This window comes from Arthrobacter sp. fls2-241-R2A-200 (assembly GCF_030209745.1).
Lineage (GTDB): Bacteria > Actinomycetota > Actinomycetes > Actinomycetales > Micrococcaceae > Arthrobacter.
This window is the reverse complement of the sequence record NZ_JARVRJ010000009.1, coordinates 97,752-111,041: the sequence shown is the minus strand read 5'-3', so window position 1 is coordinate 111,041 and position 13,290 is coordinate 97,752. Positions and strand designations below refer to the sequence as shown.

The 13,290-nt window shown below is 63.2% G+C and carries 13 protein-coding genes; 8 read left to right on the top strand and 5 right to left on the bottom strand.

The window, feature by feature from the left end:
- Positions 1–88: 88 nt before the first annotated feature.
- Entirely contained in the window at positions 89–706 is a 618-nt protein-coding gene (locus tag QRN42_RS10510) for a hypothetical protein (protein ID WP_284979130.1), read from the bottom strand.
- 318 nt (positions 707–1,024) lie between these two features.
- Between QRN42_RS10510 and QRN42_RS10505 the strand changes: the two genes are divergently transcribed.
- From QRN42_RS10505 to QRN42_RS10490, 4 genes are all read left to right on the top strand, one after another.
- Positions 1,025–2,596: a sigma-70 family RNA polymerase sigma factor gene (locus tag QRN42_RS10505; protein ID WP_284979129.1), complete on the top strand. Its 1,572-nt coding sequence runs from the start codon at positions 1,025–1,027 to the stop codon at positions 2,594–2,596.
- 138 nt (positions 2,597–2,734) lie between these two features.
- Complete coding sequence (locus QRN42_RS10500) at positions 2,735–3,667, top strand: ATP-grasp domain-containing protein (RefSeq protein WP_284979128.1); 933 nt, start codon at positions 2,735–2,737, stop codon at positions 3,665–3,667.
- A 136-nt stretch (positions 3,668–3,803) separates the two neighbouring features.
- The gene (gene ppc, locus QRN42_RS10495) at positions 3,804–6,602 is read left to right on the top strand and encodes a phosphoenolpyruvate carboxylase (RefSeq protein ID WP_284979127.1); all 2,799 of its coding nucleotides are present in this window, start codon (positions 3,804–3,806) and stop codon (positions 6,600–6,602) included.
- Between the two features lie 17 nt (positions 6,603–6,619).
- Complete coding sequence (locus tag QRN42_RS10490) at positions 6,620–6,925, top strand: hypothetical protein (RefSeq protein ID WP_284975677.1); 306 nt, start codon at positions 6,620–6,622, stop codon at positions 6,923–6,925.
- 26 nt (positions 6,926–6,951) lie between these two features.
- Here the strand turns inward: QRN42_RS10490 and QRN42_RS10485 are convergent, their stop codons facing one another.
- The gene (locus QRN42_RS10485) at positions 6,952–7,584 is read right to left on the bottom strand and encodes a DedA family protein (RefSeq protein WP_284979126.1); all 633 of its coding nucleotides are present in this window, start codon (positions 7,582–7,584) and stop codon (positions 6,952–6,954) included.
- A 53-nt stretch (positions 7,585–7,637) separates the two neighbouring features.
- On the opposite strand from QRN42_RS10485, the gene QRN42_RS10480 reads away from it, so the two are divergent.
- A complete protein-coding gene (locus QRN42_RS10480; RefSeq protein WP_284979125.1) occupies positions 7,638–8,180 on the top strand; it encodes an O-acetyl-ADP-ribose deacetylase in 543 nt (180 codons plus the stop codon).
- Here the strand turns inward: QRN42_RS10480 and QRN42_RS10475 are convergent.
- Positions 8,177–9,103, bottom strand: a complete 927-nt coding sequence (locus tag QRN42_RS10475) for an RluA family pseudouridine synthase (RefSeq protein ID WP_284979439.1) — start codon at positions 9,101–9,103, stop codon at positions 8,177–8,179. The two genes, QRN42_RS10480 and QRN42_RS10475, sit on opposite strands and share 4 nt — an antisense overlap.
- Positions 9,104–9,252: 149 nt before the next feature.
- Between QRN42_RS10475 and QRN42_RS10470 the strand changes: the two genes are divergently transcribed.
- Both QRN42_RS10470 and QRN42_RS10465 read left to right on the top strand, forming a co-directional pair.
- On the top strand, positions 9,253–9,855 hold the full coding sequence (locus QRN42_RS10470) for an ArsR/SmtB family transcription factor (RefSeq protein WP_284979124.1): 603 nt from the start codon (positions 9,253–9,255) through the stop codon (positions 9,853–9,855).
- 42 nt (positions 9,856–9,897) lie between these two features.
- A complete protein-coding gene (locus QRN42_RS10465) occupies positions 9,898–10,590 on the top strand; it encodes an SRPBCC family protein (RefSeq protein ID WP_284979123.1) in 693 nt (230 codons plus the stop codon).
- Positions 10,591–10,602: 12 nt separating this feature from the next.
- Here QRN42_RS10465 and QRN42_RS10460 read toward each other — a convergent pair whose 3' ends face one another.
- On the bottom strand, positions 10,603–11,178 hold the full coding sequence (locus QRN42_RS10460; protein WP_284979122.1) for a TetR-like C-terminal domain-containing protein: 576 nt from the start codon (positions 11,176–11,178) through the stop codon (positions 10,603–10,605).
- Positions 11,179–11,259: 81 nt separating this feature from the next.
- On the opposite strand from QRN42_RS10460, the gene QRN42_RS10455 reads away from it, so the two are divergent.
- Positions 11,260–11,766, top strand: coding sequence for a DUF4188 domain-containing protein (locus tag QRN42_RS10455; protein WP_284979121.1), 507 nt, complete (start codon positions 11,260–11,262; stop codon positions 11,764–11,766).
- 17 nt (positions 11,767–11,783) lie between these two features.
- Here the strand turns inward: QRN42_RS10455 and yczR are convergent, their stop codons facing one another.
- Positions 11,784–13,247, bottom strand: coding sequence for a MocR-like transcription factor YczR (gene yczR, locus QRN42_RS10450; RefSeq protein WP_284979120.1), 1,464 nt, complete (start codon positions 13,245–13,247; stop codon positions 11,784–11,786).
- Positions 13,248–13,290 lie beyond the last annotated feature (43 nt).

Genomic DNA, 13,290 nt, shown 5'->3' with positions numbered 1-13,290 from the left:
TGGTGGTCCTTAGAATCCGTGCGAAGTGTTCCGTCGAAAGATGAGTGGTTGCTGGCCGGGGTTCGTGACGGGCCCTCGTCCCCCTCCGTCATGACGTCTCCGGGATGTGGCATGGGGTAGTGGGTTCCTCGGCGGCAGGGACAAGCGGGTGGAAATTCACTCGAACGGGACTGAAAGCCCCCTCTGCCAGGATTTCGATCGCCATCTTGCACTCCATCACCCGGGCAAGGTTGCTTTCATTTAGGGGCAACAGCACGTGCACCGCGCAGTTCATGTACATAGCCAGCGCACCGGTCCTTCGGAGCTGGTAGAGGACGGTTTCTCCCAGCCGGGCCAAGTGGGTCCACGAATGACCCGCCCCGGCCCGGGACTTTGGTAGCGAGATGATCGTGAGGACATGCGGGCAGCACGAATCCGGCCCGAACACTGTCAACTCGTGCACCCGCCGCTGGAAGTGCGCTTGTGTGGCCAGCCCGGTATAGACGTCGGTGCACGAGATGGGTAGGGCCGCTTGGGTTTCCTCCGTCCAGCCTTCAACCAACGATTGGAGTGCATCAGCGTCCAGGTTTCGGTCCACTGCGGCGAAGAGTGCCCGGAAGTCCGACATCGTTTCGCCGATGCTGACGCCATTCCTGGCCCGGGCGGCCCCCAGCGACCTGGCGATTGGTTCCGGTACCGAGGACCGTGAAGCCAAGTACGTGGCCACGACCCGGACTTCCGGGAGAAACCAGTCCGCCTGAAACCGCCAACCCTGCCGATAACTTGTTGCCTGCCACCTCTGCATGAGCAGTTGACGCGCAAAAGTACGTTCGGCGAATGATCTTGTCCGGAACGATGTCATATGCGACTAGTGCCGCTGGAGGTCGTTTCATGACGATGCGGCAAGCGGAAGCGCGATACCGACCCTTGACCGGATTGCGGGCAAGCTTTGATCAAGACTCTTTAGAAATTCGCGTCATGACTGAGGGCCCGTGGCCACTAAAAAAACATGGGTGCGATATTTCATGGTGGAGGGCTGTCCTAGATGGCGCAGTCGACGGGTACAGGCGGCAACGTACACGGCAGCCTGGACAGTGATGGGCACCTCATTGAGCTGGTTCGCAGCGGAGACATGTCAGCGTTCGACGACCTCTACGAACGCCACCTCTCCATCGCATCCGCCGTTGCGCGACGCAACGTGGATAACCCCAGCGACGCCGAGGACGTGGTGGCTGAGGCATTTCAGTCCGTCCTGCAGAGCCTCATGGCCGGGAAAGGCCCGGACAACTTCTTCCGTGCCTACCTGCTGTCCACCGTGACCCGGCTCTCGCATCACCGGAACCGCAAAGCGGGGAAGACTTTGCCGAGTGGAGACGATTCCCTTTTGGACCGTGCGTCGGCAGAACCGGATGTGGCAATCAAAGCCTTCGAATCCCAAACTGTCGCCAAGGCATTTCGTTCACTCCCGGAACGGTGGCAGGCCGTTCTTTGGTACCTCGACGTTGAGCGGATGAAGCCCGCTGCGGTGGCACCAATACTTGGCTTGAGCCCTAACGCCGTGTCCGCGTTGGCGCTACGGGCCCGTGAGGGCCTCAGGAGGGAGTACCTTCAGGCCCACATTGCGGAAGAGAAGAATGCTGGTTGTGCCGAATATGCCGGCAAACTGGGCAGCTTCATTCGGGGTGGGCTTTCCACAGCCGCGGAACGCAAGGTGCGGGCGCACCTGAACGGTTGCTCGAAATGTACCGCCGCCTTGGGCGAACTCAAGGACGTCCAGAGCACCATGCGGGCTGTACTTCTCCCGATGATCACTGGCATTCCAGCTGCGGCATGGGCCGGGAAGGGCGCAGGACTGGGCATCATCGGCGGCTTGGCGCCGATCAAGGCCGCAGTGGCAGTCCCGACGATTGCTCAACCAGCAGTAATGGCAGTAGTTGCTGCTGCGGGCTTAGGGCTTGCCCTCGGTGCGGTCGGTTTGGTGGACCTCTTGACGCCGGATTACATGGAGCAGCGGGCGGCCCAAGCCAGTACGTCCCAGCAATTACAGAGCGTCAAACCCTCAGCTTCAGCCCCACCACCCAACCCGCAGACTCCTTCAGCCACAGTTCCCCCGGCCAAGGTTCCCACCGCGGCGGCTCCGCCCGTCGTCGTCCCGGCCGTCCCTCCCGCAGCGCCGCCCCCCGCCGTCGTGAGGCCCACCTCTACGCCGATTCCGACGCCGATCCCCTCACCGAGTTCCACTCGGCCGTCACCGCCCCGGGTCGATGTGCCCGCGCCGGTTGACGCCTCGGTCAAGGACATAAGTGCCGGCCCACGGGCTGTCACCATGGGAGTCACTTTCACCGTTGGGGGATCACAAGCTTTGGGACCGGGCAAGGTGGTCTTCTCGGTGGGAAGGGCGGAGTCGATCCCCATGAAGCTCGTCGATGCCCCGGAAGGTTGGTCCTGCTCAGTGCAGGCCTCGAACGTGGTTACTTGCACTACTCCATCCATCCAGCGAAGGGAACTGCACTTTCAGGTGACCGCAGTGAGCCAACGGCGAAGTCAAGGCGGTGTCCTGACGTATTCGCTCAGTGGCCAGGGACTCGCCCCCGGTGACTTTGTGCATAAGTACTGACCTCAAATTCCTTGCCCCTGCCGCGTCACGAAATCACGGTTCGAAGCACTGATGTCGTGCTGGCCTTGACTGAGGAGGCAGCACGTAGGCGAATAAGGGACGTATGACAACGGCGGCAAAGTAATGGTTCGGGTTCTGGTGACTGGCGTCGGAAGACCTGCAGGCAACTCCTTGGCCCGCCAATTGATGGATCGTGGCCATTGGGTACTCGGCGTCGATGCGCACCCGGTGGAGGCTTCCGTCGCCCACGCAGTGTCAGTCGTATCGCAGCCACATGTCCCCGGCTACCTCTGGGAACTACGCGGGCTCGCCGCGATCCATGACATCGAGGTAGTTGTTCCCACTGCCCGTGATGAGCTCCTGGTGGTGTCCGCGGCCAAGAATCATTTCGCCCCTGGTGTGGACGTGCTCATCGCCGATCCGGCACCTCTTCGGGTAGTGCATGACAAGTATCTGGCCATGCAGCGACTGGTGGCTGCCGGCATCCCCGTGGTGGGGTTCGGATTGCCGGGAGAATTCGGGTCGATCAATGAGGCGATGGTCCAGCTCGGCGGGACGCTGGTGGTGAGGCCAAGGGTTTCCAAGGGTGGACTGGGTGCACGGGTCCTGAAAAGGAGAAGCACCGTCGGGCACATTGCCTTGAACGGGTCAGCCTTGAACGGGTCAGCCCTGAACTGGTCAGCCTTAGATGATTCCTGGATGGTGCAAAGATTTACTCCCGGCCCTGCCTACCTCCCTACGGTCCTGCGCCACGCCCTCAGCGGAGGTGTCGCCGACGTCGTGGTTGTCTTGGAGAAGACCGGGCAGGTTGGCAGTAGGGGAATCCGGAGAGCCTACCGCGATTCCATCCGTCGTGTGGACCTGCCGGATGTGGCCCGGCTGGCGGGCGCGGCAGCCGCGGCATCGCAGTTGTCTGGACCGGTCGGTCTCGCGATCCGGCGCAGGCCGGATGGAAGCCCGGTGGTGCTGGGGATTGAGGCCGGGTTTGGTGCGCATAGTGCTTGGGTGCCGGAGCTGGTCGACGGAGTCATGCGGCCGTATGCGACAGAAGGGTCCCGGATGACTCGTTGATGCCCTGGCGCCGGAATGTGAGACGCGTTGCGGCGGACGGGTTTTTTGAGGGTAATATCCCCTAGGAAACAAGTAACCCGGCTCACAGTATCCAGCGCAGTGTACGAGTCAAACCAGATCCCGAAGGTAAGTATCTATGGTTCACACTGCCCATCAAGACACCGATCTCGCTGCCGAACTTCGCGCCGACGTTCGCCGGCTCTCCACCCTTCTGGGTGAGTCACTGGTCCGGCAGCATGGCCCCGGGCTCCTTGCCCTGGTGGAACAGGTTCGCTTGCTGACCAAGGAATCCAAGGAAGCCGCACGGGGCGGTGCCGATGCCACCGGTCCCTGGAGCGCGCACGACGTCGTAGCCCAGGTCCGCGAACTCCTCGCCTCCCTGCCGCTTGACCAAGCGACCGACTTGGTCCGTGCTTTTGCGTTCTACTTCCACCTCAGCAACGCTGCCGAACAGGTTCACCGTGTTCGCGGCCTCCGGACCCGCCAGGAAAAGGATGGTTGGCTGGCAAAGGCAGTCTCGGAGATCGCCAACAAAGCCGGATCCGATGTCCTGCAGGATGTCATCAACGAACTCGATGTTCGCCCGATTTTTACGGCACATCCCACCGAGGCTTCACGACGATCGGTGCTGGACAAGATCCGGAAGCTCTCGGACGTCCTCGCTGAACCGACCGCGGAGGGGACTTCCCTACGACGGCGCCAGGACCGCCAGCTCGCAGAGATCATCGACCAGATGTGGCAAACAGATGAGCTCCGCCAAGTGCGCCCCACTCCCGTGGATGAAGCCCGCAACGCGATCTACTACTTGAACAACATCCTGACCGATGCCATGCCGGAGATGCTCACTGACCTGGCGGAACTCCTGGCCGAGCACGGTGTGGCGCTGCCTGCCGGTGCCGCGCCGCTACGGTTCGGGTCATGGATCGGCGGCGACAGAGACGGGAATCCGAACGTTACGGCAGCCGTCACCCGGGAAATCCTGCAACTGCACAACCAGAACGCCGTGCGGATCAGCATTGCCCTGATCGATGAACTCATCTTGGTGCTCTCCAACTCCACTGCTCTCTTCGGGGCGGACCAAGCCCTCCTGGATTCCATCGCAGTGGATGTGAAGAACCTGCCCGGCCTGGATAAGCGGGTTCTTGAACTCAACGCCCAAGAGCCCTACCGGCTCAAGCTGACGTGCATCAAGGCCAAGATGATGAACACGGGCCGCCGCGTCGCGGCGTCCACCCATCACGAACCCGGACGCGATTACGCCACCACGTCGGAGCTCTTGGCCGAGTTCGCGTTGCTTGAGGACTCGCTGCGTAACCATTCCGCCGGACTGGTTGCCGATGGCGCATTGGCAAGGGTTCGCCGCGCATTGGCAGCTTTTGGTTTGCATCTGGCCACCCTCGATATCCGCGAACATGCCGACTACCATCACGACGCCGTCGGACAACTGGTCGATCGGCTAGGCGGCGAGAAGCCCTATGGTTCCCTGTCCCGGGCGGAGCGTTTTGAGTTCCTGGGCGCAGAGTTGGCTTCGCGGCGCCCGTTGTCGGGCCACCCGATCATGCTCCAGGGCACCGCAGACGGAACTTACGACGTGTTCCGCAGCATCCGCCATGCCCTGCACACCTACGGGCCCGACGTCGTGGAAACGTACATCATTTCCATGACCCGTGGCGCCGACGACGTCTTGGCAGCAGCCGTGCTGGCCCGTGAAGCGGGGTTGATCGACCTCTTTGGAGCAACGCCCTACGCGAAAATCGGCTTCGCGCCCCTGCTGGAAACCGTTGAAGAGCTGCGTGCTTCCGCCGAGATCGTGGACCAGCTGCTCTCCGATCCGTCCTACCGGGAATTGGTCCGTCTCCGCGGCGATATCCAGGAAGTCATGCTCGGGTATTCCGACTCCAATAAGGAATCCGGCGTGATGACCAGCCAGTGGGAAATCCACAAAACCCAGCGCAAGCTGCGGGACATCGCGGCAAAACACGGGGTGCGGGTCCGTCTCTTCCACGGCCGCGGTGGCTCAGTGGGACGCGGCGGGGGACCCACCTACGATGCCATCATGGCCCAGCCGAACGGCGTTCTTGAAGGGGAAATCAAGTTCACGGAGCAAGGCGAGGTTATCTCCGATAAGTACTCCCTCCCGGAGCTTGCCCGGGAAAACCTTGAGCTCTCCTTGGCCGCAGTCATGCAGGGTTCGGCGCTGCACCGGACCCCGCGAACCTCCGACGATGAGCGGGAGCGTTACGGCAGCGTCATGGAAATCATTTCCGACGCCGCGTTCGCCCGGTACCGCTCCTTGATAGACGATCCCGAGTTGCCCGCCTACTTCCTTGCCTCGACGCCTGTGGAACAACTGGGGTCGCTGAACATCGGCTCACGGCCTTCCAAGCGCCCTGACTCCGGCGCCGGATTGGGTGGCCTCCGCGCTATTCCTTGGGTCTTCGGCTGGACCCAGTCCCGCCAGATCGTCCCTGGCTGGTTCGGTGTGGGCTCGGGCCTGAAGGCGGCGCGGGAAGCAGGGAACACGGAACAGCTGATGGAAATGACGGAGCGCTGGCACTTCTTCCGTTCGGTGATCTCCAACGTGGAGATGACGCTGGCCAAGACAGACATGGAGATCGCGGGCCACTACGTTTCTTCCTTGGTTCCTGAGGAGCTGCACCGCCTTTTCCACCTGATCCGGGACGAGTACGAGCTCACCGTGGCCGAGATCGAACGGCTCACCGGTGAGGCCGAACTGCTGGACGCCCAGCCCATGCTGAAAAGGTCGCTCGAGATCCGTGACCAGTACCTGGATCCGATCAGCTACCTGCAGGTGGAGCTCCTCCGCCGGGTCCGTGAAGAGTCGGTGTCCGGCAACGAGATAGACGAGCGGCTTCAACGGGCCATGCTCATCACCGTCAACGGCGTGGCCGCCGGCCTGCGAAACACCGGGTAGCCGGTTAGGGTGGTGGGATGCCGTCGTTCCAGACCAAGTTGAAGATCACGGGCCTCAAGCCAGGGAACGCGCCCGAGTCCGTGATGGCAGCAGCGGTGGAAGCCTTGGAAACCCGCCACCATGTGGAGGCCAACCAACTCGATATCGTTGGGGGAGTGCCGCAGCTCACCCTCCGTTTCATGGTCGATGCGCGGGATTACAGTGGCGAGAACGACGACGCCCGGACATCGGCCGCGATGATGCGCGACGCCGTCGAACGCGTTGCGCTGACCGGGAACCTCTACGTCTTGCGCCGCAACCGTGGTCGCTGGGCCCCTGTCTAGCCTCCGGCAGGGGCTGGCGCCGGGCGTTACTCGGGGCTGGGGGCCTCGCCGTCGAACCCTTCTTCCACGGGGGAACGGCTGCCTCGGCGTCGTGTCGCGATGAGTCCCACCACCACACCGATGAGCAAGCCGGCCGCGGCTCCAATCATCGAGCTTGCCCAGAACGGCAGCTTGGTCGCTGAACCGGTGAAGTAGCCCAGACCTACCTGCCACACAGACCAGAACACGGCGCCGAGCCCGGCACAAAGGCTGAACCCGCGGACGGATACGTTTGCGATGCCGGAGGCGGCCGACGTCGCCAGCCGTCCCGCCGGGATGAAGCGCCCACCGATAATCGCGCCATACGTTGAGGATCTGCCGGCCTTTGCGATGGCCCGGTGGACTCCGATATGCAGACGGCGGCCCCACGCCCATCTGTCCAGGACGTGGCTGATGCGTCGCTTGAACAGCATGAAAACGGCCATATCCCCGAGCCAGGAAGCGATCGCGGCCAGGAGGAGCAAGAGCCACACGTTGACATGGTTGTCGGCCGCCAAAGCTCCGCCGGTGATGACCATCATTTCTGAGGGGATTGGCGGGAAAATGGCGTCGGCCATCACCATGGGTACGATCCACAGGTAAATTGCGGATCCCCACGTATCCGGGGCGGTGATGTCCATGCGCACAAGGTACCGCACTTGCCGCCCGGACGCTGCGGCGAAAGACTGACGGCATGCGAATCGAACTCCTGCAGGGCGATATCACCAAGCGCGATGTCGATGTGATCGTCAATGCTGCCAACTCCTCCTTACTCGGTGGAGGGGGAGTGGACGGTGCCATCCACAGCGCAGCCGGACCGGAACTGCTGGCAGCCTGCCGCGAGTTGCGCAGAACGGAACTGCCCGCGGGCCTGCCGGTGGGCTCGGCCGTCGCGACGCCGGCGTTCAGGCTTCCGGCCCGCTGGGTGGTGCACACCGTGGGGCCCAACCGTCATGCCGGCCAAACCGATCCGGCCGTGTTGGCGTCCTGTTTCGTGGAGAGCTTGAGGGCCGCGTCCGGGCTCGGCGCCCGATCCATCGCGTTCCCCGCAATTAGTGCGGGGATCTATGGCTGGGACGCCGAACAGGTCGCCAGGATAGCGTTCGACGCCGTCACGTCCTTCGGGTCGCCCTCAGCGGCTGCCATGTCAGGCAGTCAGCTCGATGTTGTGGAGTTCGTGCTCTTTTCGGAGAGGACCGCGGCGGCCTTCCGCGCAGTGTTCGAGGCCGGCGCCTAGCGTGCTTCGCTGAGCTCCAACTGGCTGCGGTATTCCACGGGGTGGTTGCTGATGGGGTCCACAAAGGAGATACCGCGTGCCAACAATTGAAGGGGTTTGCTGTAGTCGTCCGGCGCCTTGTCCAGCAGGTCAGGGTAGAACGCATCGTTGACGATTCCCAGCCCGAGCGAGGCCATGTGCACCCGTAATTGGTGGGTCTTTCCGGTGTGGGGCTCAAGGCGGTAGAGCGCGCGCTGGTGCGTTCCGGCGTCGAACGTCCTTGTCTGTTCGATGCGGGTTTCCGCGTTCGGTTCGCCGTCGATGACTTCAGCGAGCAGGTAGCTGCGCGACTTGGTCATCCGGTTGCGGACCACAGCAGGGAACTCGACGGCGGGATATCCTGCGGCGGGCGCGGCGGCGGACACACACTCGTATTCCTTCCGGACCTGCCGCTTTTCAAACAGCACCTGGTATTTGCCCCGCGTCTCAGGGTTGGTGGAGAGCAGCAGGAGGCCGGCGGTCATGCGGTCCAGGCGGTGCATGGGAATTAGGTCGGGAAGGCCGAGTTGGTTCCGGAGCCTTACCAGCGCCGATTCCTGGATGTACGTTCCGCCGGGGGTGGTGGGGAGGAAATGCGGTTTGTCCACCACGAGGATGTGTTCGTCCTGGTGGAGGATGGAGATTTCCACCGGGAGCCGGGTTTCTTGGGGCAATGTCCGGTAGTACCAGATGAAGGTGTGGTCCTCGAGCTTGGTGCTCCGGTCCAGCCGTATGCCGCCCTCGCCCACGATCTCGCCGGCGTCGAACCGGTCCTCAATGCCTTGGGGGTCGATGTGGCCCCAGCGATGCATCATGTAGTCCATCGCAGTGTCCCACGGACCCTCGGCAGGCAGGCGCAGGCGGGTAGCGTTCACGCCGTCGCGCACAGGAAGGGGGGATTGCATCACCGGTCAATTCTATCGGCCCCGCGTTGTGGGGCCCGCTCTCCATGGATTGGGCTCGACTGAGCGGGTAGAGCGGGCCTGGCAAGGGCATGAAACCGAACATAAAAAACTTCTTGACAATAAAAATTGTCGGTTGGCATACTGGAAGCATGTTGGACATCGAAGTGATCGAGGATCCCGCGGCGGCGGAAGCCTCGTTGGACCCGATCCGTACGCGCATCCTTCAAGAGCTCACCGAGCCTGCGTCGGCCACTCAGTTGGCTGCCCGGATCGGACTTCCGCGCCAGAAGGTGAACTATCACCTCAAGGCCCTGGAGGGGCACGGGCTGGTGGAGCTGGTGGAGGAGCGCAGGAAGGGCAACGTTACCGAACGGGTGTTGCGCGCTACGGCGGCTTCCTACCTGATCTCGCCGGCTGCGTTGGCGTCGGTAGCCCCTAATCCGGCCCGCTTTGCGGACAGGTTCTCCGCATTCTGGCTCCTGGCCCTGGCTGCGCGCACGGTGCAGGAGATGGGCAAGCTCATCGCCGGTGCCGCCGCTGCCAAGAAGAAACTGGCCAGCTTCGCGATCGACGGCGAGATCACTTTTCGCTCGGCCGCCGAACGCGCGGCCTTCGCTGAAGAACTCGGGGTTGCGGTGACGGCTCTCGTGGATAAGTACCACGACGGCGGTGCTGACGCACTGGCCAGCGGCGCGCGCAAGCACCGGCTCGTCGTCGTACTTCACCCAACACTCAAATCGACCATGCGCTGAACAAGTTCCTCAGCGAACACGCAATAGAAAAGGACCACAGCAATGACTGAGGATAGGAAATTCGAAATCGTCGCCGACACCGTACTGCCGGGCACCCCGGAGCGCGTGTGGCAGGCGGTCACCCAGGACACCGCCGCGTGGATGTTCCCCACGGATCAGTGGCCGGCCGTGAAGACCGTGGAGGAGTACCCCAGTCATCTGGTGACGCGTATGGAGGGTCCTGACGGTTGGTTCAACCAGTTGGAACACGTCCTTGAACCGCTGGATGGCGGCCGCGCACAGCTGCACTACGTCCATAGCGGGATCTTCGCCGATAACTGGGACGAACAATATGACGGCGCCAGCAAGCACACCGCGTTCTACCTCCACACGCTGGGTCAATATCTGCAGCACTTTGATGGCAAAGCGGTGGTCTTTACGGACATCCAAGGACCCGCTGCGTCGCAGGTTCCCGATGGATTTCTCCAGTTGAAGAACGCGCTGCGCGTGGACGGGCTGAGCGAAGGGGCTTCTTTTGATGTGGAGCTCGACGGCGTCGGGCGGTTGAGCGGCGAGGTGGACTATTCCAACGAGAACTTCCTCGGGCTGCGAACTGCCGATGCCCTGTACCGGTTCTTCGGGAGGAACGCATTCGGCGCTCCCGTGGGGATGACCGTCCACGACTTCTCGGGGTCCGGCGACGCCGAGCTCACCGCGAAGACGTGGGGCGCCTTCCTGGAAAAGGTGTACGCGTAAGGGGTATCTGGGCTATGGCGTCCAAGCTCGAGCCATGGCCTCGAGGGCTGCCTCGTATATTGCGTCCCAGTCGGTATCCGGGTGGTTCATCTGGGCCAGCTCAAGGCTGACCAGCCCGTGGACTTGCCCCCAGATCGCCATCGCCACCATTTCCGGGCTCTCGGTGCGCAGCCTCCCCGCCGTTTGCGCGGCGGTTACCGCGTCCACGAGGGGGAGGATGGCATCCCCGGCGACTTCCGGCGTCGGGCTGCACCCCACGTAGGCGGTCAACGCGCCGCCGAACATGAGCCTGTAAAGGGCCGGATGCGCCAACGCCCACGTGCGGTACGCCAGTCCTAGTCCCCGGAGCCCATCGCCGGCCGCGCGTCGTTGTGACTCGCCGAAGGAGCGGAAACCGTCGTCGACGGCGGCCGTCAGCAGCTGCGATTTCCCCCCGAACAAGGAGTAGATCGCCGTAGTAGAGGTTTCCGCGGCGGCTGCCACGTCGCGGAGGGTCACTCGAGCGGGTCCTTCACGGTCCACGAGTTCCGCCGTGACCGCCAATAACTGTTCCCGCACGCGCTGGTCATGAACGATGGGTCTTGCCATGAGACAAAGTATTTCATAACATCGTTCCGTAACATCGTTACATAACAGAGTTACGTAACTTCCCCGAGCGAAGGATGCGGCATGGCGCAGGAGATCTTCCCAGGACGTTTCACGGCGGACATCGGGCGCGAGTTCGTGACCGTTTTCCTTATCGGCATGCGGGCAAACAGGTGGTGGAAAGCGCGCCGCATTACAAGAGTGGCCTCATCCATGACCGTGATGATGCGCCATCTTGCCACTCACCCGGGCTCGGGATTGTTGGGTAGCGAACAGTGGTTCGGGAGGACCACCATCCTGCTGAGCTACTGGGAAAGTCCTGAGCATCTGAGGCGATTCGCGGCAGATAAGGACTCACCGCATCTTGGCCCTTGGCGCACGTTCATGAAGCAGGTTGCCGGCAGCGGAGACGTGGGCGTATGGCACGAGACGTACCAGGTGCCGGCGTCGGGGATTGAAGTTGTGTACAACGGCATGCCACTGTTCGGTCTGGCGAAAGCCACGTCCCATGTCCCCGTGGGGCCTGGAAGCAACACCGCGAAGCAACGCATGGGCTCCACAGCCAAGACCGTGCCGGTCCCGGGCGCCTAAGCGACGGCGGCTCGCGCTTAAGCGACGGCGACGGCGGGTGGCTGCCCCGTCGCGAGGTCGCGGCGGAGGTGGGGCGCGGCGTCGAGCTTGTCCTGAGCGGCTCGGATCGCAAGAATCGCGGCCTCCACCTTTGCCGGCGGAAGGGTGAATGGAACGCGGAGGTATTGCTCGAAAGCGCCTCCCACCCCAAATCGCGGACCGGCGGCCAACCGCACGCCAAAGTCCGGGGCCAGCACGGTGAGCGCCGTGCTGGACGGCGTCGGCAACCGGCACCAGACGGTGAGCCCACCGCGCGGCCGTTCCGGCTTCCAGCTGGGCAAATGTTCGCCCAACAAGCCCAGCAAGTACTCCCGGTTTTCCCTCAGTGCCGATAGGCGCTCATTCAGGGGCTCGTCAAACGACCTGACCAGGCGGGCAGCGGCCAGCTGCTCCACAACGGATCCGCCCAGATCCATGATGGCCCTGACCGAAACGAACCGCGTGATCAGCTCTTCCTCTGCACGGATCCACCCGGTCCTCAGGCCGGCCCAGTGGGACTTGCTCAGTGAACCAATGGACACCACACCGGGCCCGAAAGAGGCCATCGGGGCTGTGCGGACGTCGTCGAGATTCAGGGCGCGCAGTGTCTCGTCGACCACAAGCACCGTACCCGCAGCAGCGGCGGCGCGCACCAAAACCCGGCGTTGCAGGTCCGACATGACCCGCCCAGTGGGGTTATGGAAATCGGGGACGAGGTAGGCCATCGCCGGGCGTTGTTGCCTCATGGTGGTCGTCATGGCGTCCATATCCCAGCCCGGCGAAGTCCTGGAAGTGGTCCCCGGAAGTCCGACGGGCAGCGGTTTACAGCCTGCTGCGCGGATGGCATCCAGGGCGTTGGGATACGTGGGGTGTTCCACGAGCACTTTGTCCTGTTTGCCGGCGAGGGTCCGCAGCACGATGTTCAATGCATGCTGCGCTCCCGAGGTCACAAGGATTTGCTCCTCGCTGGTGGGCACGCCCTCGGCGCAGTACTTCTCCGCGATCGCCTTCCTCAGGGCCACGACCCCCACGGCGTCGTATCCGAAGCCGGGAAGCAGTGCCGGTAGGTCGGTCAGGGCATCGGCGAACGCCCGATGGACCACTTCGCCCGCCGCGGGGAGCGAGGCGTAGGCAAAGTCCGTAAGCCCCTCCGGTATGGCCAGGCCTGGCGCGCTGACCGGTGACGTCCGGTGGGGGATGCACGTCCGGCCCCGACTGCCTTGGCCAGCGGTGAGAAAGCCCTGCTCGCGAAGGGCGGCATACGCCGCGGTGACAGTGGTGCGGCTGAGGTCAAGCGCTTGGGCAAGAGCCCGCTCGCTGGGCAGCGCAACGTCCAACGGGATGCGCCCGTCCATCACCAGCAAGCGGACGACGTCGGCGAGCTCGCGGTAGGCGGGAAGGGCGCCGGAGTTCCATGGCCCCAAGAGGCGAACGAGCGCGGTGGGATTCAAGGAGCCAACCATAAGACCAGTATTCCAAACTGGCTATGGAATACAAGGCCAGTTT

Excerpts from the sequence above, each read along its gene's own strand:
- QRN42_RS10505 (WP_284979129.1), top strand. The coding sequence starts at position 1,025 with ATGGCGCAGTCGACGGGTACAGGCGGCAACGTACACGGCAGCCTGGAC.
- ppc (WP_284979127.1), top strand. The coding sequence starts at position 3,804 with ATGGTTCACACTGCCCATCAAGACACCGATCTCGCTGCCGAACTTCGC.
- QRN42_RS10490 (WP_284975677.1), top strand. The coding sequence starts at position 6,620 with ATGCCGTCGTTCCAGACCAAGTTGAAGATCACGGGCCTCAAGCCAGGG.
- QRN42_RS10485 (WP_284979126.1), bottom strand. The coding sequence starts at position 7,584 with ATGGACATCACCGCCCCGGATACGTGGGGATCCGCAATTTACCTGTGG.
- QRN42_RS10480 (WP_284979125.1), top strand. The coding sequence starts at position 7,638 with ATGCGAATCGAACTCCTGCAGGGCGATATCACCAAGCGCGATGTCGAT.
- QRN42_RS10475 (WP_284979439.1), bottom strand. The coding sequence starts at position 9,103 with ATGCAATCCCCCCTTCCTGTGCGCGACGGCGTGAACGCTACCCGCCTG.
- QRN42_RS10470 (WP_284979124.1), top strand. The coding sequence starts at position 9,253 with ATGTTGGACATCGAAGTGATCGAGGATCCCGCGGCGGCGGAAGCCTCG.
- QRN42_RS10465 (WP_284979123.1), top strand. The coding sequence starts at position 9,898 with ATGACTGAGGATAGGAAATTCGAAATCGTCGCCGACACCGTACTGCCG.
- QRN42_RS10460 (WP_284979122.1), bottom strand. The coding sequence starts at position 11,178 with ATGGCAAGACCCATCGTTCATGACCAGCGCGTGCGGGAACAGTTATTG.
- QRN42_RS10455 (WP_284979121.1), top strand. The coding sequence starts at position 11,260 with ATGGCGCAGGAGATCTTCCCAGGACGTTTCACGGCGGACATCGGGCGC.
- yczR (WP_284979120.1), bottom strand. The coding sequence starts at position 13,247 with ATGGTTGGCTCCTTGAATCCCACCGCGCTCGTTCGCCTCTTGGGGCCA.